The organism is Yersinia ruckeri ATCC 29473, assembly GCF_000754815.1.
GTDB classification, from domain to species: Bacteria; Pseudomonadota; Gammaproteobacteria; order Enterobacterales; family Enterobacteriaceae; genus Yersinia; species Yersinia ruckeri.
In genome coordinates this window covers 2,614,045-2,640,663 of the sequence record NZ_KN150747.1, presented here as the reverse complement: position 1 = coordinate 2,640,663, position 26,619 = coordinate 2,614,045, and the positions used below count along the sequence as shown (strand labels likewise).

The following is a 26,619-nucleotide window of genomic DNA, read 5'->3' as shown; positions in this document are numbered from 1 at the left end:
AGTGATCAATAATCACTGACTGATCACTTTATCGATTTCAGCACATCATTCTCAGCAATTGCTAGGCAATTAGCCTGCTATTATCCGCTTGCGGCTTATTCCGCCGTGTCTTTTTCGGCTTTACCGGCTAAGAGACTGAGGAAGTTGTAGCGTTTTTTCAGATCCTTCTCTGCATCGGCATACAACTTGGCTGCAATTTCCGGTTCTTGAGTATTCAGGCGACGGAATCGCTGTTCGTTAAGCAAGGTGGCGGTGAGATCGCTAGCCGGAGGCCGAGAATCCAGCGCTAATGCCGCTTTGCCTTCTTCAGCACGACGAGGATCGAAACGATACAACGGCCAAAAACCGGTGGTGGTCAGTTGCTTCATTTGCTCATGACTGTAAGCCAAATCATAGCCATGTTCTTCACAAGGGCTGTAGGCAATGATCAGCGATGGTCCCGGATAGGCTTCGGCTTCCTGAATCGCTTTCACCGTTTGGTTGAGTTGCGCACCCAGTGAGATTTGAGCCACATAAACATGGCCGTACATCATCATACTGACGCCAAGATCTTTGCGTGCCTTACGTTTGCCGTGCTCACCAAACTTGGTCACCGCGCCCAATGGGGTGGCTTTAGACTGCTGGCCACCGGTATTGGAGTAACATTGGGTATCTAGCACCAGCACATTGACGTTTTCAGTCAGACTAAGTACATGATCCAATCCGCCAAAACCAATATCGTAGGCCCAGCCATCCCCGCCAATCAGCCAGATGGATTTATCCACCAGATAGTCGGCGTCGGTGGCTAACTGCTTCGCATCATGGCCCGTCATGTTTGCCAGCCGTTGACGCAATTGAGTGACCTGATCGCGGCGAACCTCCGTGCTGGCGTCGCTCATTAATTGTGTTACCAATTCTGGCGGTAACTGCGGTGCCAGGGTAGTCAGCAGACGCTGCACACGCTGGCGGTGCTGATCTACCGTCAGACGGAAGCCCAAACCGAATTCAGCATTGTCTTCAAACAGCGAGTTTGCCCAGGCCGGGCCACGCCCTGCGGCATCGGTGGTGTAAGGCGTGGTTGGTAAATTGCCACCATAGATAGAAGAACAGCCAGTGGCATTGGCAATCAGCAATCGGTCACCATACAACTGAGTCAACAATTTGATATAAGGTGTTTCACCGCAGCCAGAGCAGGCACCAGAGTACTCGAACAGCGGAGAAATCAGCTGAGAAGTGCGGATATCTATGCGTTCAAGCTGGGTTTTATCGATTTCCGGCAGCTGTAGGAAGAAGTTGTAATGGGCTTTTTCCTCCACCAGATGTGCCAGCCGGGGCTGCATATTGATGGCTTTGATGGCGGGATTCTGCCGATCTTTGGCTGGGCAGACCTCATAGCATAAATTGCAGCCGGTGCAGTCTTCGGGAGCCACCTGCAGGACATATTTTTGCCCACGCATATCGCGCGCTTTGACATCCAGAGCGTGCAAACTGGCGGGTGCATCGGTCATCGCGCTCGGTGGCACCACTTTGGCACGAATGGCTGAGTGCGGGCAGGCCGCCACGCAGTGGTTGCATTGGGTACACAGATCTGGCTGCCAGATGGGTATATTTTCCGCAATGTTGCGTTTTTCCCATTGAGTCGTTCCCAGCGGCCAGGTACCGTCAGGCGGGAAGGCCGAGACGGGTAGCGCATCACCCAAACCGGCCAACATCGCAGCGGTGACGGTTTTCACGAAATCAGGTGCTTGATCAGACACGATCGATGGGCGCATCGGGCTATTGGCATCAATGGGTTCCAGCGGGATTGCCATCAAAGCATTCAACGTGGCATCCAGCGCCCGTCCGTTGCGTGCAACGATATCCTGACCTTTACTGCTATAGCTGCGTTCAATCGCATCGCGTAACTGCTGCCGGGCCACTTCGGTCGGCAGGATTTGGGTTAAATGGAAGAATGCCATTTGCATGACGGTGTTAATACGGGTGCCCAGTTGACATTCTCGGGCGATTTTTGCGGCATTAATCACATAAAAACGGGCTTGGCGCTGGTGGAGTACGGCCTGAACTTCCTGCGGTAAGCGCTGCCACATCTCTTCGCGATCAAATGGACTATTCAGCAGGAAAATACCTCCCGGCTTCAGGCGTTCAGCCATGGGGTAAACATCGATAAATTGCAGTTGATGGCAACCGACGAAATCGGCCTGATTAATCAGATAGGCGGAATTAATCGGCGTAGGGCTGATGCGTAAATGAGAAACCGTCAGACCACCGGCTTTTTTGGAGTCATAGACAAAATAACCCTGAGCATACATTGAGGTACTATTGCCGATGATTTTGAGGTTGTTTTTGGTGGCAGAAACCGATCCATCGCTACCAAGCCCGTAAAAAAGCGCTTCCAGTGTGGCGCGCTGTGGGATGCTTTCATGGGACAATGGCAGGGAAAGACCGGTGACATCGTCAAAAATACCGACGGTAAAACGTGGCCGTGGCATAGCAAGGTTGAGCTCTTTAAAGATAGCCAGCGCGCAGTCTGGGCCGAACTCTTTGGAGGATAATCCATAACGTCCGCCAATGACTTTTGGCAAACTGGCACGCGCTCCCCGACTGTAGGCTTCAGCCAGCGAGGTCATCACATCCAGATAGAGCGGTTCGGCTAAGGCTCCCGGTTCTTTAGTGCGATCCAGCACCGCGATTTTACTGGCTGATACCGGTAATACACTGAGCAGGTGTTCAGCAGAAAAAGGCCGAAAAAGACGAACTTTTACCATCCCGACTTTTTCCCCGCGAGTCAGCAGAGTATCAATCACTTCTTCACAGGTACCGATGGCCGAACCCATCAAAACTATCACCCGTTCAGCCTGTGGATGGCCATAGTATTCAAATGGCTTATATTCGCGACCAGTGGCATCAGCAAAGGCCTGCATGGCATCAGCTACATGCTGATAGGTTTGGTTATACCAGGGATTGCTGGCTTCTCTGCACTGGAAATAGGTATCGGGATTGGCCGATGTACCACGGATTACCGGATGATCCGGTGTGAGTGCCCGGCTACGATGTTGATCAATACCTTTTTGTGGTAACAATTGGCGTAGTTTGTCATCACTGAGTGGGACAATTTTGTTGATTTCGTGAGAGGTGCGGAAACCATCAAAAAAATGGATAAATGGAATGCGGCTATTCAGGGTCGCCATATGTGAGATCAGCGAAAAATCCTGAGCTTCCTGCACGTTACTGGCGCAAAGCATGGCGCAGCCGGTTTGACGAACGGCCATGACATCGGAATGATCGCCAAAGATCGATAAAGCATGCGTGGCGACAGTTCGGGCGGCGACGTGCAAGACAAAGGGGGTTAATTCACCGGCTAATTTATACAGGGTTGGAATCATTAACAGCAAACCCTGGGAAGAAGTGAATGAAGTCGATAAGGCACCGGTTTGCAACGCGCCGTGTACCGTGGCGATTGCGCCACCTTCAGACTGCATTTCTATGACTCTGGGAATATCACCCCAAATATTGGTTTTGCCGTTGCCCGACCAAGCATCCGCCAGTTCCGCCATTGTCGAGCTGGGAGTGATAGGGTAGATGGCAATCAATTCACTGGCGCGGTAAGCCACGGAGGCGACTGCGCTGTTGCCGTCAGTTGTGATCATTACATCAGTTGTGGCCATTAATGATACCTTTACATTGCTCGTATTGCTGAGACTGGGGAAATAACGGTCTACCCCTGACTTCTGTTATTAGAGAAAGTCTAGCAGAGAGCTTTTTAGCCTCTTATCGTATTTGTGTGTCTAAAAGAAATGGGGAAAATAATCTAACTGTAGCAATAGCCTTATATGATTAAAGACGGCAAATGATTAATGTCTGAGTGACAATAATTATTACATTTAGAAAACTTTTCATTACAGATGACTTTTTATGACTGATAAAATGGTTCGTCTAACGGCTAAGGTTCAGGTGAAATAATGGTTAATTCAAATACGTATTTAACCGGCGTTGATTTAACCGTGGCATACTTGGCATAAACATTGATGCTGAACATTGAAATGAGAATAGAATCATGACTGGATTTATTTATTTGATTATGGCGATTGTCGCCGAAGTGATTGCCACCACATTGTTGAAAGCATCGGAAGGTTTTACCCGTCTGGTACCATCAATATTTGTGGTACTTGGCTACGCTATTGCTTTTTGGGGACTTTCCCAAGTAGTAAAAACCATGCCGTTGGGGATTGCTTACGCTATTTGGTCTGGCTTGGGGATTGTGTTGGTGTCTATCGCCGCCGCATTTTTATATCAGCAAAAGCTGGATTGGGCAGCGATTCTTGGCATGACACTGATTATTTCTGGAGTATTGGTGATTAATCTCCTGTCTAAAACCACCTTGCATTAATCCATTTTTCCTTCCCCCACATAGCGCTATTAACGTGGGGGAGGCGTTTAGCGAATATTCAGTGTATGTACGCCATGAATACTGAGTAATTGTTCATAGAGTTTATCCAGAGTCCTTCTTGGTGACAACGTCACTTCCAGCGTTAATTCACAGTCATTATTTTCCGAGTCTTTCTGCGTCACTGAAAGGTTAACCGGGCGAATCCGCATTTTCTGTAATGTCACTAGTACCGGCGGTACTGATTCTGGCAACAGTTTAATCAATACATAGTGATGATGACCCATCAGTCGATTACTGAGTTGCCGAAAGACTTCCAGCACCACCAGCGTCATCAGGGTGCCATAAATACCAATCTCATACAGACCACTACCGATAACCAAACCGATGGCCGCCGTCACCCACATTCCGGCGGCGGTGGTGAGCCCTTTTACCATCTGTTTTTGGATCATGATCGTTCCGGCGCCGAGAAAACCCATACCGCTGACCACCTGCGCCGCCACGCGGCTGGGGTCGAAACTGACATGACCTAGAGCCAGTAAGTCATCAAAGCCATATTTAGAGACGATCATAAACATGGCACTGCCGATACCGACTAAAATATGCGTGCGCAAACCGGCTTCTTTGAAGCGTAATTGACGTTCAATGCCAATTAACCCACCCAAGGCACCAGCCAACGCGATCCGTAGTAATAAGTCTGTAATCATCATTTTTCCTGTTATATTTTTTGTGTGATATTATCCCATTGAGGAACATCATAATAATTATCTTAATACGCTACTGGATATTTTTTTAGGCTGTTTATGTAAATAACAGCTACATTTAATTGTTTTTGGCATTAATTTTATTTGGCTAAGTTTGAATTATACCCAATCTTGATTAATTCGCGCGACGCGGATGGAATGGCTCAGATAGCATAGCCGCGTCATCTTCGTCATCGCCACACTGTTTTTTTGCTTTGGAGCGTTACAATGAAAGTATCATCTTGGCTGATCGCCGGTACCGTATTATTTTTATCTGCCTGTGGCAGTAATTCCAAAAATATCCCCGAACAGCAGGGCACCAGTGCCAATGTTCACCAGGTCAGCATGGCCAATCCGGCTTCGGTAAATTGTGCCAATGTAGGAGGGGTATTAACCTTGACCAAACAATTGGATGGTGGAACCATTGGGATGTGTCAGTTACCGGATGGCAAGCGTTGCGAAGAATGGGCGTTAATGCGTGGTGCCTGTCCGGCCAGTTAAGGTTATGGCAGCGCTAACCACTGCCGTGTCATTATTATCCTATATAATCTGAATAAGGGTAGCGGCTAATTAGCCAACCCAGTCCCGGCTAGTATAAACCAGCGTATGTTTGCCGTTATTCAACGTCAACTCGCCTTTATTCAGAGTGACTTTTGCGCCGCTACTCAGAACATCGCCAATCAGAGAGTCCCACTGGTTCAGTTGCGGATCAGCGCAAATCATACGCGTGCCAGCCAGCGCTTTTACACTCAGTATGCCGTCATTTAACTCACCGCGACCCATAAAGCGGTTACACATGGCACCGGAAATATGCATTTTTTCTCCGAACTCAATGTTCGGCATATTGCCTTGCTGATTTTTCGGTGTCTGGCCATCCACGCTGAGCAATACAAAGTTATGGTGCTGTAGGTCTTCAGCGGTCACTGGAGTCACTGCATGCTTGCCGAGGTTCATTCCGCATCCTGCTAATAAAATACTGGCGATAGCTAATGGAACAATTTTCTTCATTATCTCTCCTGATGGGATATGGCCGTTGTCCGATGGGTAGACGAATACTATTGATTAATAGAGTGATATGCTAGCAAATGACGCCATTTTTATCATGGAGTGATGACCAAAGGGAGAGATAACAAGAGTAATCTTAACTCGTCCAAGGTAGCAGTAGCAGGGAGCAGGTAGACATCGGGCGGGCGGGAACGACTGGTCAAGATGCCAGAACAGTAGGGTGTAAATGGTTATTTCGCAGGTTTATATTTATGACACTGATAGTGTACCGATTGACTAAAATTCAGGGTGCGCATAGCACACCCTGATGATCACTCTGACAGCGAGTCGTTAATTATGCATTCACCCGATTGGGGCAAGGTAAACCCTGTTCCAACTGCTGAATATTCTGCATGGTGGTTTCTGAGATGCTGATCAGTGCTTCTTCGGTCAGAAAGGCTTGATGGCCGGTAAACAGTACGTTGTGGCAGGAAGACAGACGACGGAACACATCGTCCTGAATCACATCGTTAGATTTATCTTCGAAGAACAGATCCCGCTCATTCTCGTACACATCCATACCAAGAGAGCCAATCTTCTGCTGTTTCAGCGCTTCAATGGCGGCGGTAGAGTCAATTAACCCGCCACGGCTGGTATTAATGATCATGACACCGTCTTTCATCTGCGCAAAAGCCTCTTTATTCAGTAGATGATGATTTTCTGGCGTCATTGGGCAATGTAATGAAATAACGTCTGATTTGGCGTACAGCGTTTCCAGATCAACATATTCTGCACCTAACTCCAGCGCTGCGGCACTGGGATAAGGATCAAAAGCCAGCAGGCGCATGCCAAAGCCTTTCAGAATTCGCATGGTCGCGATACCAATTTTACCGGTACCGATAATCCCGGCAGTACGACCATGCATATTGAAACCGATCAGTCCTTCCAGAGAAAAGTTAGCGTCGCGGGTGCGTTGATAAGCACGATGAATCCGTCGATTCAGGCTTAGCATCATACCGACGGTATGCTCAGCGACGGCTTCTGGTGAATAGGCCGGTACGCGGACAACCTGGATACCCAACTCTTCTGCGGCGACCAAATCGACGTTGTTAAAACCGGCGCAGCGCAGAGCCAGAGTTTTCACGCCCAATCCGGCCAGTTCGGTTAGAACCTCACGGCTAGCATCATCATTGACAAAGAGACATACCGCATGACAGCCCACGGCGTTTTTCGCCGTTTTAGGGCTAAGCAGAAAGTCGAAAAACTCCAGTTCAAAACCAAATTTCTGGTTTACCCATTCAAGATACTTACGGTCATACTGTTTGGTACTGTAAATGGCTAATTTCATCATGACTTCTCCGCCAAAATATTGTGATCAAACTATCAGAAATAAATAAATCATACCATTTGTTAGCGACGGCTGTCTGAGCAAAACGGCCTGTGATTACGCTGACTTGAGTGTTTAATTCGCCAACTTAAGGGTAAGCATCAGAAATTTGTTATGCTATGGCGTAAGGGTTTAGGAAACACAGAGCATAAAATAAGGCCAATAATGATTAAAAGCCTCAAAATGATCGGTTGGTTGCTGCTGGTCAGCGTGATTGCTATTGCTGCATTATGGAAAACTATGCCGCAATGGTTGCCGAAAGTGGTGGTTCATTGGCTACCCGTCGGTAGTCAACTTATTCTAGACCATCCGCTGGCTTGGCGGGATGGCGCTCTGTACATGAAAGGTTTGGATTTTATCGCTGAAGGTTGCCAATTGGCGCATCTCGGTGATGCCCATCTGACATATCGCGACGGTCGTTGGCGATTTCAGGCTAATGCCCTGAAGATTGATACCGAGTGCCTGAGTCAATTACCTTCAGACCGTGCTGCATCGACGACCCAGAGCCTGATTGTCTGGCAACAACGAATTGCCAATATAGACTTAAATATTAATAAGTTAGTGATAACTCCTTGGCAGAACTATGCTGGGGCCGTGAGTCTGACGACGACCTCTTCAGGCCAAATAATCGATTATCGCGGCCCACAATTGACCTTTGCTGCCACGCTGGATCATCAACAACAGCTTAATCTAGATCGATTATCTATTACCGTTCCCGGCAGCGCACAGCCATTACAACTGTCCGGTCAACTGCAAATTCCGCTGACACTAGACCGATTGCCGTTGCAGGGGCAACTGGCCGTGGAGTTGACGACTCCCTACGTAGAGAAGCCGTTATTGGTGGCACTACGTTGGCAGCGGCAACAGGGCGAACTGATTTTGCGTGAGAAAGGCGATGATACGCCGCTGGCCATACTGCCTTGGCAGGTATCTACCCGACATATTCAGGTTAATCAGGGCCACTGGCGGTGGCCTTATGTCGATCAGCCATTAAGTGGCGGTATTGATCTCAATATACAGGATTGGAGTCAGGGCTATGACCAAGCGACCATTAGCGCCCGCTTGAATGTGATTACTGCCGGACAAAGCGGTAAAGGGAATGCGGTACTGACACTTGGCCCCGGTAATATCAGCCTGATAGACAGTAATCTGCGGTTCCAGATCAGCGGACAAGCCAATTTATCCAGTGTGGTATTCAATGCCACGCTACCGGGGATACTCAGCGGTTCGTTACTGAACCCATCACTGGTCTTGTCGCCAGGGGCGTTACTGCGCGCTCATGGCAACATGACGCCAGAGCTACGCTTGAATGACGCACGTTGGCCGTTGGCGGGAGTGCGGGTTACCAGCGCCGGTATTAATGGTCGCTTACAGGCCATTATTAATGCACAAGATAGTTATTGGGGTCGGTTTAGCCTCCATTTGGACGGTAATGCACAGAACTTCTGGCCGGATAAGGGCGATTGGCAATGGCGTTACTGGGGGCAAGGAAATTTGCCACCACTGTCTGCTCGCTGGGACATCGCGGGTAAAGGTCGCTGGCTGGATTCGCTGGTTCAGGTTGATCAACTCTCGACCGGATTTGATCATATTCGCTATGGCATCGTCAGGGTAGTACAGCCTCGACTGACATTACAGCAACCTTTACGCTGGCAACGGAATAGTGGCAAACCGTCGTTTAACGCTGATATGCAGCTAACGGCAAAAGCGGTTGAAATGAATAATGGTGGCTACCTGCCTTCCAGCGTCATGGCGTTGCAACTGGCTGGCAGCAGCCCGGATAACTTCCAGATTCAAGGCCAACTGGTGGCACAACAAATTGGGCCTATCCCACTACGAGGCCGCTGGGATGGTGAACGGTTAAGAGGTAAGGCCTGGTGGCCAAAACAATCTTTACAGGTGTTTCAGCCATTGCTGTCACCCGATTTAGGGATCAAGCTGCGGGACGGTGAGTTTTACGCGCAGGCGGCCTTCTCCGCTGCGCGACAACAGGGATTTACCGCAGGCGGTCATTGGGTGGTCAGTCAGGGCAGCATGTGGCTGAAGGACGGGGAGTTAAGCGGATTAGATTTTGTGATGCCCTATCGGCTAAAGGATCATTTGTGGCAACTGGGTGCCCAACAGCCCGTGATGCTGCGCATAGCCTCGCTGACCAACTTGTTTGAAATGCAAAATATTACTGCCGATCTGCAAGGGACTTATCCTTATTCGGATAACATGCCATTAACTCTCAGTCATGTAGGTATGGATATTCTGCATGGGCATCTGAGCCTATCGGCATTGCGCTTTCCTCAGCGGGATGCCGCGGTGCTTAAATTTAAGCAGGTCGATCTCAGCGAGCTATTTACCGCGCTGAATCCCAAGCAGTTTGCTATGTCTGGCAAAGTTGATGGTGAGTTACCTCTATTCTTGAATAATCCTCATTGGCTGGTACGGCATGGCTGGATCGCCAATGCCGGTTTGCTGACGCTACGTTTGGATAAGGATCTGGCTGATTCCATAGGGGAAAGCAATGTTGCCAATGGGGCGGTGATCGATTGGTTGCGCTATCTGGAGATTGATAACTCTTATGCTGAAGTGAATCTGGATAACTTGGGTGAACTGACGCTCAAGTCGAAAATTCATGGTGTGAATACGCGCAAGAATGCCAAACGCGTGGTGGTATTGAATTACACCCATCAGGAAAATATTTTCCAACTCTGGCGCAGTTTACGTTTTGGCGACAATCTACAAGAGTGGTTGCAACAGACGCTATCCATGCCAACGCCCGTTCCGGTGTCTATACCGGCAGAGACAATACCCGCAGATACCAGGGTGACCGCGACCAGTCGCTGAAGTCTGAAGTCATTGAAAACCACCGTCACCGCCAAGAGTGAGCCGTTATCATGCTCATCGTTATCAGCGCGGTACGGTGGCAAAGCCTGTGTCAGTTATGCGTACAGTGAGGCGGGTTGATATTGGCTGATGATAAGGTTGCTCGCACCGTTCAGGGCAGAATGCCGATGTATATTTGTGCGGACTCAGCAGTAGTATAAGACTCGAAGTCAGTAGCAAAGCGTCTTTTCATTTCTGGATGTTGTTCGAAGAAGCACCAAACCTTACCCCATGCTTCAATAATGGCTTCCGGCATTGGCCCATGCGCATCAAACACCCGATAAGTTCCGGTTTGAATTTCGATAATATCAGCATCTGCCGCCGCTTGGTTGACAGCAACACCCGCCATAACATCAAAATATCCAGTCACGCCGCCATCATAAGCGGTATAAATACCATAGATCGGTGAAGATGCTTGTCGATATGGCGTGTTATCAGCGATTTTTTGCAGAAAAAACTGCCGCCATAGTTCGGAAATCAGCGCTGTTTTCTCATCGGACTCATCGCTATTACGGGTGCGTAAGCGCAGACCGGAAACCAAAATGGGTGAGGAAAGCGTAGTGACGTAGGGTTCCATGTGGTGTCTCCATCAGTAAAATGTCTGTCCGAAGTGTCGGTGGTTTACAGCGTGTTAAGCATAATAAGATTTTGTCAGTCATGGTCATTTAGCGGTTAATTCTGCGTAGCGCTGCGCAATTTTAATGATATACGTCGAGAGTGTTAGGTAGAATCCGTTCAGGTTGTGGTTATAATCAATTCAGTCGCTTATGGCGTACAGTATCGGATAGCGGTAGATGGATGAAGGTATGCCGTCATTGCGGAAGCTGTCAGATTATTTGTAGTGTTTAATTAAAGCGTTATGCAAGCAATCAGGCATACCGGCGGGGAAGACCAAATGAACATGTTGGCAAAGCAGTATCAGGTAATCATGGTGTTGGGCGTGGTATTGCTGAGTGGTTGTGTGCGGCTTGAAGTGGCTACGCCGGAAAAACCGATCACCATCAATATGAATGTCAAAATAGAACATGAGATCCGTATCAAGGTCGATAAGGATGTTGAAACTTTACTGAAAAATCAATCTGATCTGTTCTAGGAGCCAACATGAAGAAGCAATCGATAGGGTGGGTTGGCGTTAGTCTGATACTCAGTAGTCTACTGTTCAGCGCCAGTGGCTGGGCGTTGAGTCTGGATCAGGCTAAACAGCAAGGGCGGGTTGGCGAGACACTGAGCGGTTATCTGGCACCGATTAAGAAAGATACTGAAACTCTGGCGCTGGTGGCACAAATCAATGCTGCGCGGGAAGTGAAATATCAGGAAGTTGCGAGGAGTAATCATGTTCCAACGGATGAAGTGGCTAAGTTGGCTGGACAAAAACTGGTGAATCGCGCGGCGTCGGGGGAGTTTGTTCGCGGCATTAATGGACAGTGGATACAGCGTTAAGCCTGGTGCTGATTATTCGGGTTAATCGATAAAGCGGGAAAGCACGATAAGCGCGATAAGTTACGGGATTGTTGGCGATAAAAAAGCGCACCTAAAGGTGCGCAATCAGAGATAACCTTGAATGGGTAGACAAGTAGAGTGCCGGAGTCTGGCGCAGTAATAACGTGAATTACGCGGTAATAATCTGAGTTAAATATTCTTTGGCATCAGCTTGCGCTTTGGTCGCCATTTCTGGGCCGTAAGCGATACCTTCTGCAAATACGAATTCAAGGTTGGTGATGCCGATGAAACCCAGGAACAGCCGCAGGTAAGGCTCGACCAGGTCAGTCGGGGTGTTTTTATGAATACCACCACGGCTGGTCAGCACAATTGCACGTTTGCCGGTCACCAGACCTTCTGGGCCATTTTCTGTATAGCGGAACGTCACGCCAGCACGAGCAATCAGATCAAAATAATTCTTCAATTGAGTTGGGATGTTGAAGTTGTACATCGGTGCTGCTATCACGATCACGTCATGGGCTTGCAGCTCGGCAATCAATTCGTCAGAGAGGGCGAGAGCTTGTTGCTGACGTGGAGTCAGGGTGTCACCGGAAGGGCGCAATGCACCAACCAGTTCACCGTCTAATACAGGAATCGGTTGAGCCGCCAGGTCACGAACGGTGATTTCGTCACCCACGTGGGCAGTTTTCCATCTTTCAACAAAAAAATCGGCCAATTGATTGGACTGTGAGTGCGTTGCCAGAATGCTTGATTTCAGAACCAGAACTTTACTCATCGAAATTCCTTAATAGCTAACAGTGAAATACAAGGGTATCGCCGTTTCAATGACAGATACTTTATTCATATTTGGCAACGATGAATAGCGCAATTATTTGCGTGCTTTGTTCGATTTTATTGAATAAAACGTCCGTGTTGGGTATCAGCGCCATATAGGGTGCAAAAGCCGACTGTGGTACCATGTTTAGCAATACATGTTTATCAATATAATTTAAGAAAATCAGGCCTCCGTGGTGAGTCGGTGGCAAGGTAACAAGGAATACGGAACGTGAAATCTTCTCTCGCCGCATTATCCGCCCAGCTTGGCGAGTTGATGCTTCGTGATCAGCAGCGGCTGCGACGCCGTTTGCAAGGCGCAGGTAAAATTACCAAACCGCAGGAACTGCAAACACTTGTCTCGACCCTTGAAGGTGAAATGGCGCTTGCCATGCAGCGAGTTACCCGCCGCAGAACCGCCTGTCCGACCATTTCTTACCCAGAAAACCTGCCGGTCAGTCAAAAAAAAGCTGATATTTATCAGGCTATTCGCGATCATCAGGTCGTGATTGTTGCCGGGGAAACGGGGTCCGGTAAGACGACTCAAATCCCTAAAATCTGTCTGGAATTAGGGCGCGGCGTCAAAGGGGTTATCGGTCATACGCAACCACGTCGTTTGGCGGCACGGACGGTGGCCAACCGCATTGCCGATGAGTTGGACACGACTCTTGGCGGCTGTGTCGGTTATAAAGTCCGTTTTAACGATCAAGTGGGCGAAAACTCGCTGGTTAAACTGATGACTGACGGTATTCTGCTGGCTGAGATTCAGCAAGATCGCCTGCTGTTACAGTACGATACCCTGATTATTGATGAGGCTCATGAACGTAGTCTGAATATCGACTTTATTCTGGGTTATCTACGGGAATTACTGCCAAAACGACCGGATCTCAAGGTCATCATTACCTCTGCGACCATTGATCCGCAGCGTTTCTCGCATCATTTCAATCATGCGCCGATTATCGAAGTATCTGGGCGAACTTATCCGGTTGAAGTGCGTTATCGCCCGATTGTCGATGATGCGGATGACGTAGAAAGAGACCAGCTACAGGCTATCTTTGACGCCGTAGATGAGCTTGGTCGGGAAAGTCCAGGTGATATTCTGATCTTTATGAGTGGCGAGCGGGAGATTCGCGATACGGCGGATGCGCTGAATAAACTTAATCTTCCTCATACCGAAGTGCTACCGCTGTATGCCCGCTTATCGAATAGTGAGCAAAATCGGGTATTTCAGTCTCATCACGGGCGACGCATTGTTCTGGCTACCAATGTGGCGGAAACCTCACTGACTGTGCCAGGGATTAAATATGTTATCGATCCCGGAACGGCGCGTATCAGTCGTTATAGTTTCCGTACCAAAGTGCAACGTTTACCGATTGAACCGATTTCGCAGGCCTCGGCCAATCAGCGGAAAGGGCGCTGCGGTCGTGTGTCCGATGGTATTTGTATCCGACTGTATTCCGAGCAGGATTTCCTCTCTCGTCCGGAATTTACCGATCCAGAAATTTTGCGCACCAATCTTGCATCAGTCATTCTGCAAATGACCTCACTTGGATTGGGTGATATTGCCGCATTTCCATTTGTAGAAGCGCCGGATAAACGCAATATTCAGGATGGTGTACGGCTACTGGAAGAGCTTGGCGCAATCCAGACCGCCCCGAATGGGCATCAACAACTGACAGCGCTTGGACGTCAGTTGGCGCAACTACCGGTCGATCCGCGCTTGGCGCGCATGGTATTGCAAGCCCAGAAGCATGGTTGTGTGCGCGAAGTGATGGTGATTACTGCCGCGCTATCGATTCAGGATCCTCGCGAACGTCCTATGGATAAGCAACAGGCCTCTGATGAGAAGCACCGTCGTTTCGCGGATAAAGAATCGGATTTCCTCGCTTTCGTCAATCTATGGGATTACCTGAAAGAACAGCAAAAAGAGCTGTCTTCCGCCCAATTCCGTAAATTGTGTCGTAGTGATTATCTGAATTATCTGCGGGTTCGTGAATGGCAAGATATCTATACCCAACTGCGTCAGGTTGTCAGAGAGCTAGGGTTACCAGTTAATAGCGAGCCATCGGATTATCGTAGTGTGCATACGGCATTACTGACGGGTTTATTATCCCATATCGGTCAGAAAGATGCGGATAAGCAAGAATACACCGGTGCGCGTAATGCCCGCTTTGCCATATTCCCCGGTTCCGGTTTGTTCAAGAAACCACCTAAGTGGGCGATGGTCGCCGAACTGGTAGAAACCAGCCGTTTGTGGGGGCGAATCGCTGCCCGTATTGAACCGGAATGGATTGAGCCATTGGCGCAGCATTTGGTTAAGCATCATTACAGCGAGCCGCATTGGGAGAAAGCCCAAGGGGCAGTGATGGCCAACGAGAAGGTCACGCTTTTCGGCCTACCGATTGTGGCCGCCCGCAAGGTGAATTATGGCCCAATTGATCCGCCATTATCTCGCGAGCTGTTCATTCGACATGGGCTGGTGGAGGGCGACTGGCAGACGCGTCACGCTTTCTTCCGTGAGAACCTCAAATTGCTGGCCGAGGTTGAAGAGCTGGAGCACAAATCTCGCCGTCGAGATATTCTGGTTGATGACGATACGCTGTTCAATTTCTATGATCAGCGCATTGGTCGTGATGTGGTTTCAGCCCGTCATTTTGATCGCTGGTGGAAGACCGTCAGTCAGACGCAGCCTGAATTGCTGAGTTTTGAAAAAACCATGCTGATTAAAGACGGTGCCAATAAAGTTAATCCGTTAGATTACCCAAATTTCTGGTATCAGGGCAGTTTGAAGCTACGTCTTTCTTATCAGTTTGAACCAGGAACCGATGCTGATGGCGTGACGGTACATATTCCGTTGCCGATCCTGAATCAAATTCAGGATCGCGGTTTTGACTGGCAGATTCCTGGTGTTCGCCGGGAGTTGGTCATCGCGCTGATAAAATCCTTACCAAAACCGATACGGCGTAATTTTGTACCCGCTCCGAATTATGCCGAGGCATTTTTGGCGCGGGTAACACCGCTAGAAACGGGCTTACTGGATGCACTAGAACGTGAACTGCGTCGCATGACAGGCGTGACGGTGTCACGTGAAAGCTGGCAATGGGATCAGGTTCCCGATCATTTGCGGATGACATTTCGTGTCGTAGACGATAAGAATCACAGCCTAGGGGAAGGTAAAGACCTGGCAGCGCTGAACATTCAGTTACAGGAAAAAGTGCAGGAAACCCTGTCGGCGGTTGCAGACGATGGGCTGGAGCAGAACGACTTGCATATCTGGAGCTTCGGCGATCTGCCCACCTGCTATGCGCAGCGTCGTGGTGGTTATGAAGTCAAAGCCTATCCGGCATTGGTGGATGAAAAAGACAGTGTGGCTATTCGGCTATTTGAAACCGAAACCCAGCAGCAGCAAGCGATGTGGCAAGGAACTCGCCGCCTACTGTTGCTGAATATTCCTTCGCCGATAAAGTACTTGCACGAAAAGTTACCGAATAAATCCAAACTGGGCCTGTATTTCAACAGCTACGGTAATGTATTGGATTTAATCGATGATTGTATCGCCTGTGGCGTGGATAAATTGGTAGCACAATACGGCGGGCCGGTTTGGCAAGCGGAAGCGTTCAGCCGGTTGCAGGAAAACGTACGAGCCGAACTGAATGACACCGTGGTGGATATTGCCCGGCAGGTCGAGCAAATTTTGACCACGGTATTCAGTATTAATAAACGCCTCAAGGGGCGGGTGGATATTGCGCTGGCGTTGGCATTATCCGATATTAAAGCGCAGCTTTCGGGGCTGATATACCGAGGTTTTGTCACCAATAATGGCTGGAAAAAACTGCCTGATACTCTGCGTTATTTGAATGCCATTGAACGTCGATTGGAGAAACTGGCGATTGATCCTCATCGGGATCGGGCACAAATGCTGCGAGTCGAGCATGTGCAGCAGGTTTGGCAGCAATGGCGGCAAAAATTGCCACCAGACCGGTCACAGGATGATGAGGTAAAAGAAATCCGCTGGATGATTGAAGAGTTGCGGGTGAGCTTGTTTGCTCAGCAGTTGGGCACGGCTTATCCGGTATCGGAGAAACGTATCTTGCAGGCTATCGAGCAGCTTTCCCCGTAAACCAGAACGGTTCACCGCGTGGTCTATTCGCTACGCGGTGATTTTTAGCCAGACGTAGACAGCCATTGTAATAGGAGAGCGCGCCTTCTCATCACGATCAATCCAGTGAATTCTGGCGCTATTTATTTTGAATGATTTTCCCCAACTGTTTTAATTTTTCTTTGATGCTGGTTACGGCTAACGCGCGGTTATCGGCCAGATAACGATCTTTGGCTGATGGCGCCGAGCTTTGAATGGCAATAAGTGACCAACCGTCGGAATCTTTCAGCAATAGTGGTGAACCGCTATCACCAGGCAGTGTATCGCACTGATGGGATAACACACCTTGCTGCGCCCAACCGGTCACCAGGCAGTTTTCATGACGATAGAGGTTGTCTAGATGATCCAACGGATAACCCGCCTGGTTTATTTTGCGGTGAGCCTGTTTGAGTGCCTGAGTCAATTCGGTAGCACTGCCTTGCCACAGTGGTAATGGTTTGATTGGCAAGGGTTTACTGTCAGTGAGTCGAATCAGTGCGAAATCAAACGCTGCCGCTGCCGGTGGAACAATCCATCCTTCGCCATCCGGTTTTAGTTTTTTTCCCAGCCTGATATCAACCAGCGTTTCTAAATCGCGGGTTTCATAGCGCCATTTCTTCTGCTGTGACACGAAGCGTAGAGCAATGGCTTTATCAATCTTGCCCGGTGGTGCCAACACGCAGTGGCCTGCGGTTAATACCAGATTGGGGGAAATTAATGTCGCGGTGCATAGGTTGCCACTGGCCGTTTCAATCTGACCAATCGCTTGCCACGGCCATGCGTCAACATCAGTGACTTCGGTTCGGTCATCCTGACCAAAGAAAAGGGTGGTTTGGTCGCTAGCGCTGTTGGTCTCGGGTACATCGGCATAGGCCAGAGAAATGCAGAGCGGTAACAGGCTAAATAGTAGCAATGAGGATAAGCGCATTAAGTCATCTGCCTTGCAAAAATCGTCCATTTACACTGAAAAAATATGACTGATTCCTATCTAATTAGGAATATTGCTACCTGTAACTATAGACATCATTCACTATATTGTTGGTAGCTGGCAATTGATTTCTCGATCGTTTAGTGAAATAGACCGACGTGAGTTATAGATAAAATACGACAGTAATCAGGCCACAAATGATCAGTGCGGCCAAGGTGATTTCAAAAAGATAGCGGCGCAGCATAATGACGACCCCCGATGGAAAAACACCCGGAATAACCGGGTGTTGAGTGAGTCAGGTATTACAGCGGGTTTTCGACCTGTGCTGTAGGGCTATTTTGCAGCCGGAGCTGCTTTTACTGACGCTTTATGGTGTTTCTTGGCCGCCTGTGCTTTCTGCGCTGGATTCTTCTCAGTCTTGCTCACCGCCTTTTTAGCCTGTTTTTCATGTGTCATTTTGGCGGTTGTGCTGTGTTGCACCGTTGTGGTTGTCGGTGCAACCGCGGTGTCCGCAGCAAAGGCCGCAGAAGACAGACCCAGAGTAGCGGCAACAACGAAGGCTAATACTTTTTTCATGGGTATTTCCTCGGCATTCAGTTTAGGTTTAACCCTATCTATTGGTGAAACCAGGGTTGGTAAAAAGAGTGTAGGGAATAGCGATGTGAAGATCCGTGAGTCAATGGTTTCGGCGTGTAACCGATTGTACAAGCTGACTCATTGATATCCATTGACTTAAAAATTTAATAAAAAGCGCTCAGGGATTGATATGCACTGTTGATATTAGAATGAGCGGATTTGACATCCTCCTCCGTCTAAAGGCGGAGGGTTCCTACTATGCTCAAACTGTGGCCTGAGTCATTTCGGTGGGTTCCTGCTTTGTCGAGCGGCCTGACTGCACCTTTTCCCCTGATGTACGGGCATATAGCAGTCGCTGGCCGGAGAGGGTTCACGCTAACCGCTAACCGTGTCGTAAAGGGAACGTATCTTTACAATTAGAGTTAATAATGATTGATTTTTTATAGTTTTTGATTCGATCTGCATAATGCTAATTGAGATAAAACCCTAGAATAGGTTGAAATCACTCATTAAAGGATCTGTTATGAAAATGCATCTCGGGCTTGCCATGTTAGCGTTTTGTTCATTATCTGCTCAAGCGGGTGAATTCCGTTTGGACAGTAAGGAGATTAAAGCCGGAGTACCACTGACTCAGTCTTATCTGTTCAATGGTTTTGGCTGTGAAGGTGGAAATCGCTCTCCGTCACTGGAATGGTCGGCGGCGCCTAAAGGGACGAAGAGCTTTGCCATCACGGCCTTTGATCCAGATGCCCCGACCGGTTCCGGTTGGTGGCACTGGACAGTCGTGAATATTCCTGCCAATGTGCATTCGCTCCCAGCGGATGCTGGCAACCAAAACGGCTCAAATCTTCCTGTCGGCGCAGTGCAGGGTCGCAATGATTTTGGATATGCTGGTTTTGGTGGTGCATGTCCGCCGAAAGGGGATAAACCGCATCATTACCATTTCAAAGTGTGGGCGCTGAAAGTGGATAAACTGCCAATTGATAGCAACTCCAGCGGCGCACTGGTTGGGTTTATGCTGAATGCTAATAAGCTGGCAACCGCCGAAATTGTTCCCGTCTACGGTCACGAGTAACAACACCTTATGCAGGCAAAATTGAGTATGCAGGAAATCAGCTCACGCCAGGCGCATGTGCTGCACAAAGTCAAATTACTCATGCCTGCATTATGTCGAGTCAGGCAGGGGAGAAAGATTATCGAGTGGCAGGGGCATACTGAAACGGCTGACCACTCTCAGTTGATCGTCTTCCCGGCTGGCTACGAACTACAGATTGCCAATATTCCGGCAGGGGAAGGCTACCTGTCGGAAATTATTTATATTCCTTTATCAATAACTAATTTTTATTTGAAGCACTACCCTTTGCCACACAAAAAAAAGGATGTTCAGCGGTTTTGTATCAAACTCACCAATGAGCTGGAATATTGCTGGAAACAGTTAAAATTCGCCTTGGATCATGATTATTCATCACAATTGCTTGAACATATGCTGTTAGGGCTATTACTGATACTTAGAGAGACCAGTGCTGCCAATATTTTTCTGGACTCTTCGGATAACACGGTGACTGCCCGGTGTCAGGACTTGCTAATTCTTTCTCCTTCTGCCCGCTGGTCGGCGCGTACCGTTGCTGAGCAACTTCACATGTCGGTGTCAACTTTCCATCGACATCTGGCCGCAGAAGGTGGGAGTTTTCAGCAAATCCTTGATGACGTGAGGTTAGGTAATGCGCTTAATGCCATACAGACGACCAGTAAACCAATCGGTGAGATCGCCAGAGATAATGGATATCAATGCCCATCTCGCTTCACATCACGGTTTCAGAAACGCTATCAGATAACGCCTCGAGCATTACGACAGGCAATTCAGGCTAAAGACCGAGCTGATGATGGCGTTATGCTTTCACCACAGCCATAGCGGCATGATGAGAGGTCGCGTTAATATCATTTTTAGTTACAACATACATTACTATGCTTTTTCAACTCCACAAATGCAGCATGACCGATTATTTCATGTCCGTAAATATCACCAGTATTCCATAGAAAATCGACATTACAGATTAACACCGAGCGTTTCAGCACAAAATAGAAGTGCCATAGCACATTATTTTTTCCCTTTTCGGTCATGATATACAGCAATATCATGACGAACAAAATGTTTAGGTCATACTATTATTAGAATAATATGACTGACCTACTCACAATGAATGCGAGTGCTTAATTCTGACAAACTATGATATTCAAAATGTTGCGTCACTTGGGGTAAATAGTGTTGAGGAGTCGACACTCAGAAGGTGAGAGTTTCGTCAGTGCGGTCTATCGTGGCTCCAATTTACAGCCCGATTTCGTCAGCGTTGTGATACTTACCCAAAAGATATTTTCTGAAGATATAAATCGGAACAAGAGTAAAAAGACAATGATAATAAATCATATTGACCACATTGTACTCACTACCCGCGATATTAAGGCTTGTACTGATTTCTATACCCGGGTTCTGGGGATGGAACTGTTTATATTCGGCGAAAACAGAACGGCATTTTTATTTGGGCAGCAAAAAATCAATGTTCATGAATATGGTAAAGAGCTTGAACCTAAAGCACATTTACCTGTGCCTGGATCGCTGGATTTGTGTTTTATTGTGGCTGGTACCATTGATGTCATCATTGACCAGCTACAGAAAACCGGGATTGTCATTATTGAAGAACCCGTCAGACGAACGGGAGCCTGTGGTGCCATTATGTCGTGCTATATACGAGACCCAGATTTAAATCTCATTGAGTTATCCTGTTATATTTGAATAAATGATCAACCGTCTTCCGTGTAAATGGCATTGATAACTTTATTGGAGGATAGGATGATTAATAGCGGTGATTCATTTTAGTGTTATTTTTAATAATGCAGATAGGCATGCGAGAAATTTTCATGTCATGTCCCAGCTAAAGGCACAAAAATGAAAGGTAGGTTATGATTATTTCTGATCATAACTATATTCTGAAAAATTTGAGGCGCGTATGAAGCGAATTATTATAGTGTTATCAGCATTTTTCTGTACGTCCGCTCTGGCGGAGAGTGCGAATGTGACAATGAATATTGTGACTTCACAGGGAATCGAGGGGAGTGCTGGAACCGTTGTTGTGCGTGAAAGCAATAATGGGCTGGAGTTTCTTCCTTCTCTAAAAGGGCTATCCCCCGGAATGCATGGTTTTCATGTTCATGAAAATGGCAGTTGCGAACCGGCGTTAAAAGGAGGTAAATCCATCGCAGCCGGAGCTGCCGGAGGACATTTTGATCCGGATAAAACCGGCAGACATGAAGGTCCGTATGGGAATGGGCATCTGGGGGATTTGCCAGCACTTCACGTTAATGCTGATGGTCGCGCTATGGATATGATTTCGGCACCCAGACTTAAAAAACTGGCTGAAGTAAAAGGAAAAGCCCTGATGATTCATGTAGGAGGGGATAACATGTCAGACCATCCTGAACCACTGGGTGGTGGCGGTGGGCGTTACATTTGCGGGATAATTAAGTAATTATTATTGTTAATTAAGTCAGCATCGTTGGAACCACACAGTGAGCGGCTGTGTGGTTTAAGGTAAGGTGATTTTCCAAGGTCGCCGTGCGTCCCAGCGGATATCGATCTTGAAGAGAAACCTGTGCACTTCGTCGCTATATTGAGCCGAGGGGGCGTGTCGTCATGGTTTATTCATAACTCCAATACCATTTAGTCAACCTCAATCCAGCTCCGTGGATAAAGAGTGATTTTCTTTTACTGGCCAGCAGAAGCGGAAGCTGGCACCGCCGAGAGAACTACTTTCCAACAATACTTTGCCTTGGTATGCCTGAGCGATGGAATGTACGATCGCTAGTCCTAAACCGCAGCCACCGGTCGCACGATCGCGACTGGGGTCCAGACGAACAAAGGGTTCGAATACTTTGGCTCTTTCTTCTGGCGGAATGCCGGGACCGTCATCTTCAACCTGTAAACAGGCATCATCTCCATCAAACCATAAACCAATACGCAGCCGTTTATTAGAATAGCGCAACGCATTATTGACCAAATTATCCAGCACGCGTTCCATTAACCGGAGATCCACTGCGCCAAAGTGACCGCTGTGCGGAATATCTAGCAAAATCTCCCGCTCACCGTGGATCAAACGTATATCTTCAACTTTAGTGTGTAACCAATCAGGTAAATCAATCGATTCTAGATGGAGAGAAACCTGTGGACGATCGAGGCGAGCATAAGTGAGTAATTCATCTATCAATGATTCAAGCTGACCAATATCGCGGTTTAATGCCTGTTGTTCAGCCTCGGTGAGGTTATCACTCATGGCCAGACGATAGCGCAGACGCACCAGCGGAGTGCGTAATTCATGGGCGATGCCATCAATCAGCAATTTTTTACTGGCAATCAGCGTACTGATATTATCCGCCATCTGATTAAATGCCACACCTAAACGGTTTAGACTAGAGGTAGGATCAAAGTGCGTTCGTTCGTCTAAATACCCCGATCCCAAACGCTGGGCAGCATTCTCCAACTGCATCAAATCCTTCCAGTGTGGCCGCATCCAAAGAAAAACCGGTAATGCCAGCGACATGCCGATAAGCACCAGCAGAGCCAAATCCAGCAGACGCATTTGATGAAGATAGAAAAGATAAGGCACTGGGCCGACGACCAACACATAGTGACTACGAGGAATTCGCTGTAAGAAGGTATATTCATCATCTAAGGCAATGATTTCTCCTGCCCGTAAACGTTTATCCAGTCTCGGCGTGAGTTGCCGCTTATCTAATGGCTCAATATGCAGTTGAAAAGAGAGATTCAAATCCAGTGTTTCGATGGTTTTGTTCCAGTCACGCAACGGAATTTCCCGCAGTTCGCTGCGCATCAGTGACAGCGAACTTTTCATCAGGTCGTCCAATGACTGACGACCCGCCCGTTCGGCGGTGACTTTATAAACCAGCCCAACCAACATGGCCATTACCAGGAAGCAGACAAACAGCAATAAAAAGAATTGAATAAATAGTTTTTTCATTGCTGGAGTGTTTCCCAGGCGTTGGGTGCAAACAAATAACCTTTATTCCGTACGGTTTTGATGCGAAAGGGTTCCAGTGTGTTGTCATACAGCTTACGACGCAAACGGGATATCGCCACATCAATACTGCGATCCATGCCATCATAGCTGACACCGCGTAAACTTTTCAGTAGCACTTCACGATCCATAATAATACCGGCATGGGTAGCCAGCTCCCACAGCAAATCAAAATCAGAGGTGGAGAGGGGGATTTCCTCATGAGCCAGATTGACCTGACGATTAACCGGATCGATGCACAACAAACCGAAATGAATGGCATTCTGGTTTGTTAGCGGCGTGGTTTGCGGTTCTTTACTTTGGCTTTGGTGCTGGCGCAGATGCAAACGCAGACGAGCCAATAGCACCGCCGGTGGTGTCGTTTTTAAAATATAATCGTTCGCCCCCATTTCCAGCGATAAAATATGGTTCATATCGCTGTCCAACGAGGTTAGTAACACAATCGGGCCATCATAAGTGGGGCGAAGATCGCGGCATAACGTCATACCGTCTTTGCCCGGTAGCATGATGTCCAGTAGAACCAAATCTGGCTGATGCTGGGAGATAAACTCTTGCGCCGTATCACCGCGCGGCTCAACCAACACATCAAAATCATGTTTCCCCAGATAGGCTGCGATTAATTTACCGACTTCCGGCTCATCTTCGACAAAAACGATTTTAGGCATATTTCCCGATCTACAAAAGTCTGCAATTCAAATGATGGAATCAGCATAGCGCGCCGAAGAAAGCAATACCACGAGGATTTTCTCTCGAAACTTGAGCGTTGACACAGTGTTATACATTACCATCATTAAAGTATCGTCTCCGGCTGGTCAACACTAAGAGAATTATGCCATTATATTAGCGATACCGAATGTGACGTCATCTCTATTTAGCCGTAGTCCATACTATTTTGAATCAAGAGAGGATTAGGGGATGAGTAGTGAGCGGATGCAGCGTGAAACCGTCTGCTTTGATTATATGGGATTTCTATCAGCCTCCTGTAAGAAACACTGGAGCTTTATCGACGCTATTTATGGCGTGATGCCAATTTTTGGGATGGTAATTAAACCTCAGGCTGAGCTAGAGCAAAATCCGCAGGCTCAGCTGACGGTATTGGCTTTGCAGGTATTATCAACACAGGTCAGTGATGAGACCAACATTATTCGATTAATTCGTTTGGCGGAACAGCAGGGAATTACTTCTCTTGATATCCAGTTACCCTATGGGTTGGAAATCGAACAATTGGCGGTCATTACTCAACAATGCTCAATGAATATCTCTTTGTTTCCCGTAGGTGAACGGCTACTGGTTCAATGGACCAGCGCATCATGCTGAAAAGTAACAATTGTTAGTACAATGTTGCAATGGTTTGTTTTTTCACACTAATGCAGCGAATTAAAACTTATTGTGACTTTCTTGTATTACGCTATAAATATCAACACACTGTAGCTGAATCGTTTTAATTTCATTGGTAATAACATCGGTTATTTAGTCTTGCCGAATTGTTTTGAACCTTAGATTGCTCAAATGCAGACTTCGTATCAACTCTTTGGATTTATGGATACTATTTTTATTTATTGCCGATAATAATCGCGTGGTCGGTTGCAAGATCCCCTTATTATTTTTAACCTTTCATTAACGTTATTTTAATGCTGTTCAACATCTGGTTCGTATAATAATGTGAGTTTACGTAGTGAGTCTTAATCGCATCGCTACGATTAAGAGGATTAACACGATCCTTTACCTATCTTAAACTGTTTTTAATATTCAATGCGCGGTGCGCTAAGGGAAAATAACGCTGTCGGCCAAACTCGTTATTAGAAAACGCGCTCGACACTCACCCACAGCCCAAAAAATAGAACTGGCGTTTAGCCGAGCGCACTTAACCATTAGTGCATCATTAACCAAGTAGCTGGCAGCGTCGCGACCATGACCAGACCAATAGCCGTACGCTCCATTTTATTCAAAATCTTCAGTTCGTTATGGCTTTTTCGTGCATAAATAAACACCAATAAACCCGGAGCATAAAGCAGCACTGACAACAGCAGATGCAGCATACCTGCCGCGTAGATCAGCCATAAGCCATATAGGCAGGCACCACTGGCTGCCACAATCAACCGCCAGTCTTGTCGCTTCAACGCAACTTTGAACAAGAATGCACCGACTAGAAAATAAGGGATCAAGATCATTTCTGATGCGATGGCTAGCAAGGTATTGTAATTGCTGCCGGTCAACCAAATCAGCACCAGAGCGACTTGCACTGCTCCATTGGTAAACCACAGCGAGTGGGATGGCGCATTATTTTTATTCTGTTGGCAAAATGCCTTAGGGAACGCGCCGTGTTTTGCTGCGTGTAACGGCACTTCTGCTGCCATAATCGTCCAGCTCAGATAGGCTCCACAGACCGAAATAATTAATCCGGTCGCAATGACAATCTCACCCAGTGGTCCCATCAATTCCACCATCAACCCGGCCATTGACGGGTTACGCATTCCTGCCAGTTCGACTCGGGGAACCACGCCCAAAGACAGCAGGGTAATCAGCAGATAAACGCTCAATGCCGATAGCACCGCTAACATCGTGGCTCGCCCCACATCTTTTTTATTGCGCGCCCGGGCAGAGACGACCACCGCGCCTTCTACGCCGATAAACACCCACAGGGTGATCAGCATGGTATCTTTAACCTGTTCCCATACCGGTGTGCCCAAGGCCAATCCGGTGAAATCCAGCGTAAAGGTCTCCATATTGAAGGCAATGGCGGCCAAGATGATAAACCCGCCTAATGGCAACAGTTTCGCCAAGGTCGCAGCCAGATTAATACTGGCCGCAGTCTGAACGCCGCGTAATACCAAGGCATGCACAATCCACAATAGGAAAGACGCACCAATCAGTGCTTGCCAGGTATTACCCTCACCGAAAACAATGTGGTTCGGTGTATCAGTAAAAAAACTCAGGGCGGCAAACACGATCACCAAATAAGACACATTGGCAATCACCGCACACAACCAGTAACCCCAGGCGGAGAAAAAACCGATTAAATCGCCAAAGCCTTCTTTCGCATAGGTAAAGATGCCACCGTCCAAATCCGGCCGGAGGCGCGTTAACAACAGCATGGCGAAGGCCAGGAAGATAATCCCAACGCCAGTAATACTCCAACCGATAAGTAAAGCCGCCGGACTGGCAACTTCAGCCATGTTTTGCGGCAGACTAAAAACGCCAGCACCTAACATAGAGCTGAGAACAAGCGCGGTTAGCGCGGTCAGACCGAGTTTTTTTTCCAATGCTAGAGGCCCTGGTTTTTTAA

The 26,619-nt window shown here is 47.8% G+C and carries 23 protein-coding genes; 11 read left to right on the top strand and 12 right to left on the bottom strand.

What is annotated here, in order from left to right:
• Nucleotides 1-95: 95 nt before the first annotated feature.
• Entirely contained in the window at nucleotides 96-3,626 is a 3,531-nt protein-coding gene (gene nifJ, locus DJ39_RS11695) for a pyruvate:ferredoxin (flavodoxin) oxidoreductase (RefSeq protein WP_004717535.1), read from the bottom strand.
• 407 nt (nucleotides 3,627-4,033) lie between these two features.
• Between nifJ and DJ39_RS11690 the strand changes: the two genes are divergently transcribed.
• On the top strand, nucleotides 4,034-4,366 hold the full coding sequence (locus DJ39_RS11690) for a DMT family transporter (RefSeq protein WP_004717533.1): 333 nt from the start codon (nucleotides 4,034-4,036) through the stop codon (nucleotides 4,364-4,366).
• 47 nt (nucleotides 4,367-4,413) lie between these two features.
• Here DJ39_RS11690 and DJ39_RS11685 read toward each other — a convergent pair whose 3' ends face one another.
• Nucleotides 4,414-5,070 (bottom strand): MgtC/SapB family protein, encoded by a 657-nt coding sequence (locus DJ39_RS11685; RefSeq protein ID WP_038242626.1) that lies wholly within the window; start codon nucleotides 5,068-5,070, stop codon nucleotides 4,414-4,416.
• Nucleotides 5,071-5,334: 264 nt separating this feature from the next.
• Here DJ39_RS11685 and DJ39_RS11680 point away from each other — a divergent pair, with 264 nt between their 5' ends.
• Nucleotides 5,335-5,607, top strand: a complete 273-nt coding sequence (locus DJ39_RS11680; RefSeq protein ID WP_004717529.1) for a putative hemolysin — start codon at nucleotides 5,335-5,337, stop codon at nucleotides 5,605-5,607.
• Nucleotides 5,608-5,676: 69 nt separating this feature from the next.
• Here DJ39_RS11680 and hslJ read toward each other — a convergent pair whose 3' ends face one another.
• Nucleotides 5,677-6,114, bottom strand: coding sequence for a heat shock protein HslJ (gene hslJ / locus DJ39_RS11675; protein ID WP_004717528.1), 438 nt, complete (start codon nucleotides 6,112-6,114; stop codon nucleotides 5,677-5,679).
• Between the two features lie 331 nt (nucleotides 6,115-6,445).
• Nucleotides 6,446-7,438 carry a 2-hydroxyacid dehydrogenase gene (locus DJ39_RS11670; RefSeq protein WP_038242763.1) on the bottom strand — a complete coding sequence of 331 codons (993 nt, stop codon included), beginning with the start codon at nucleotides 7,436-7,438 and terminating at the stop codon, nucleotides 6,446-6,448.
• Nucleotides 7,439-7,642: 204 nt separating this feature from the next.
• On the opposite strand from DJ39_RS11670, the gene DJ39_RS11665 reads away from it, so the two are divergent.
• Nucleotides 7,643-10,312, top strand: coding sequence for a YdbH family protein (locus DJ39_RS11665; RefSeq protein ID WP_004717525.1), 2,670 nt, complete (start codon nucleotides 7,643-7,645; stop codon nucleotides 10,310-10,312).
• A gap of 151 nt (nucleotides 10,313-10,463) precedes the next feature.
• Here DJ39_RS11665 and DJ39_RS11660 read toward each other — a convergent pair whose 3' ends face one another.
• Nucleotides 10,464-10,928, bottom strand: a complete 465-nt coding sequence (locus DJ39_RS11660; RefSeq protein WP_004717522.1) for a GyrI-like domain-containing protein — start codon at nucleotides 10,926-10,928, stop codon at nucleotides 10,464-10,466.
• A 324-nt stretch (nucleotides 10,929-11,252) separates the two neighbouring features.
• On the opposite strand from DJ39_RS11660, the gene DJ39_RS11655 reads away from it, so the two are divergent.
• Together DJ39_RS11655 and DJ39_RS11650 are read left to right on the top strand one after the other, a co-directional pair.
• Nucleotides 11,253-11,444: a YnbE family lipoprotein gene (locus tag DJ39_RS11655; protein WP_087931108.1), complete on the top strand. Its 192-nt coding sequence runs from the start codon at nucleotides 11,253-11,255 to the stop codon at nucleotides 11,442-11,444.
• 8 nt (nucleotides 11,445-11,452) lie between these two features.
• The gene (locus DJ39_RS11650; protein ID WP_004717518.1) at nucleotides 11,453-11,791 is read left to right on the top strand and encodes a YdbL family probable chaperone protein; all 339 of its coding nucleotides are present in this window, start codon (nucleotides 11,453-11,455) and stop codon (nucleotides 11,789-11,791) included.
• 169 nt (nucleotides 11,792-11,960) lie between these two features.
• Here the strand turns inward: DJ39_RS11650 and DJ39_RS11645 are convergent, their stop codons facing one another.
• Nucleotides 11,961-12,566 (bottom strand): FMN-dependent NADH-azoreductase, encoded by a 606-nt coding sequence (locus DJ39_RS11645; RefSeq protein WP_004717517.1) that lies wholly within the window; start codon nucleotides 12,564-12,566, stop codon nucleotides 11,961-11,963.
• Nucleotides 12,567-12,836: 270 nt separating this feature from the next.
• On the opposite strand from DJ39_RS11645, the gene hrpA reads away from it, so the two are divergent.
• Nucleotides 12,837-16,724: an ATP-dependent RNA helicase HrpA gene (hrpA, locus tag DJ39_RS11635; RefSeq protein WP_004717514.1), complete on the top strand. Its 3,888-nt coding sequence runs from the start codon at nucleotides 12,837-12,839 to the stop codon at nucleotides 16,722-16,724.
• 118 nt (nucleotides 16,725-16,842) lie between these two features.
• Here hrpA and DJ39_RS11630 read toward each other — a convergent pair whose 3' ends face one another.
• The 3 genes from DJ39_RS11630 to asr form a co-directional block, all read right to left on the bottom strand.
• The gene (locus tag DJ39_RS11630; RefSeq protein WP_038242621.1) at nucleotides 16,843-17,670 is read right to left on the bottom strand and encodes a trypsin-like serine peptidase; all 828 of its coding nucleotides are present in this window, start codon (nucleotides 17,668-17,670) and stop codon (nucleotides 16,843-16,845) included.
• 163 nt (nucleotides 17,671-17,833) lie between these two features.
• Nucleotides 17,834-17,914, bottom strand: a complete 81-nt coding sequence (ydgU, locus tag DJ39_RS18515) for a small membrane protein YdgU (RefSeq protein WP_457921369.1) — start codon at nucleotides 17,912-17,914, stop codon at nucleotides 17,834-17,836.
• Nucleotides 17,915-18,003: 89 nt separating this feature from the next.
• Entirely contained in the window at nucleotides 18,004-18,246 is a 243-nt protein-coding gene (gene asr / locus DJ39_RS11625; protein ID WP_004717508.1) for an acid resistance repetitive basic protein Asr, read from the bottom strand.
• A 523-nt stretch (nucleotides 18,247-18,769) separates the two neighbouring features.
• Between asr and DJ39_RS11620 the strand changes: the two genes are divergently transcribed.
• From DJ39_RS11620 to sodC, 4 genes are all read left to right on the top strand, one after another.
• Nucleotides 18,770-19,321: a kinase inhibitor gene (locus DJ39_RS11620; RefSeq protein ID WP_004717505.1), complete on the top strand. Its 552-nt coding sequence runs from the start codon at nucleotides 18,770-18,772 to the stop codon at nucleotides 19,319-19,321.
• A gap of 27 nt (nucleotides 19,322-19,348) precedes the next feature.
• Entirely contained in the window at nucleotides 19,349-20,158 is an 810-nt protein-coding gene (locus tag DJ39_RS11615; RefSeq protein WP_158650679.1) for a helix-turn-helix transcriptional regulator, read from the top strand.
• 498 nt (nucleotides 20,159-20,656) lie between these two features.
• The gene (locus DJ39_RS11610) at nucleotides 20,657-21,037 is read left to right on the top strand and encodes a VOC family protein (protein WP_004717499.1); all 381 of its coding nucleotides are present in this window, start codon (nucleotides 20,657-20,659) and stop codon (nucleotides 21,035-21,037) included.
• 214 nt (nucleotides 21,038-21,251) lie between these two features.
• Complete coding sequence (gene sodC / locus DJ39_RS11605) at nucleotides 21,252-21,770, top strand: superoxide dismutase family protein (protein WP_038251387.1); 519 nt, start codon at nucleotides 21,252-21,254, stop codon at nucleotides 21,768-21,770.
• 201 nt (nucleotides 21,771-21,971) lie between these two features.
• Here sodC and rstB read toward each other — a convergent pair whose 3' ends face one another.
• The gene (gene rstB / locus DJ39_RS11600; protein WP_038242615.1) at nucleotides 21,972-23,276 is read right to left on the bottom strand and encodes a two-component system sensor histidine kinase RstB; all 1,305 of its coding nucleotides are present in this window, start codon (nucleotides 23,274-23,276) and stop codon (nucleotides 21,972-21,974) included.
• Nucleotides 23,273-23,998, bottom strand: a complete 726-nt coding sequence (gene rstA, locus DJ39_RS11595; RefSeq protein WP_004717494.1) for a two-component system response regulator RstA — start codon at nucleotides 23,996-23,998, stop codon at nucleotides 23,273-23,275. Before rstA ends, rstB begins: the two co-directional genes overlap by 4 nt.
• A gap of 250 nt (nucleotides 23,999-24,248) precedes the next feature.
• Between rstA and DJ39_RS11590 the strand changes: the two genes are divergently transcribed.
• Entirely contained in the window at nucleotides 24,249-24,650 is a 402-nt protein-coding gene (locus DJ39_RS11590; RefSeq protein ID WP_004717491.1) for a hypothetical protein, read from the top strand.
• A 554-nt stretch (nucleotides 24,651-25,204) separates the two neighbouring features.
• On the opposite strand, the gene DJ39_RS11585 is transcribed toward DJ39_RS11590, so the two are convergent.
• Nucleotides 25,205-26,596, bottom strand: coding sequence for an amino acid permease (locus DJ39_RS11585; protein WP_038242613.1), 1,392 nt, complete (start codon nucleotides 26,594-26,596; stop codon nucleotides 25,205-25,207).
• Between the last annotated feature and the right edge of the window lie 23 nt (nucleotides 26,597-26,619).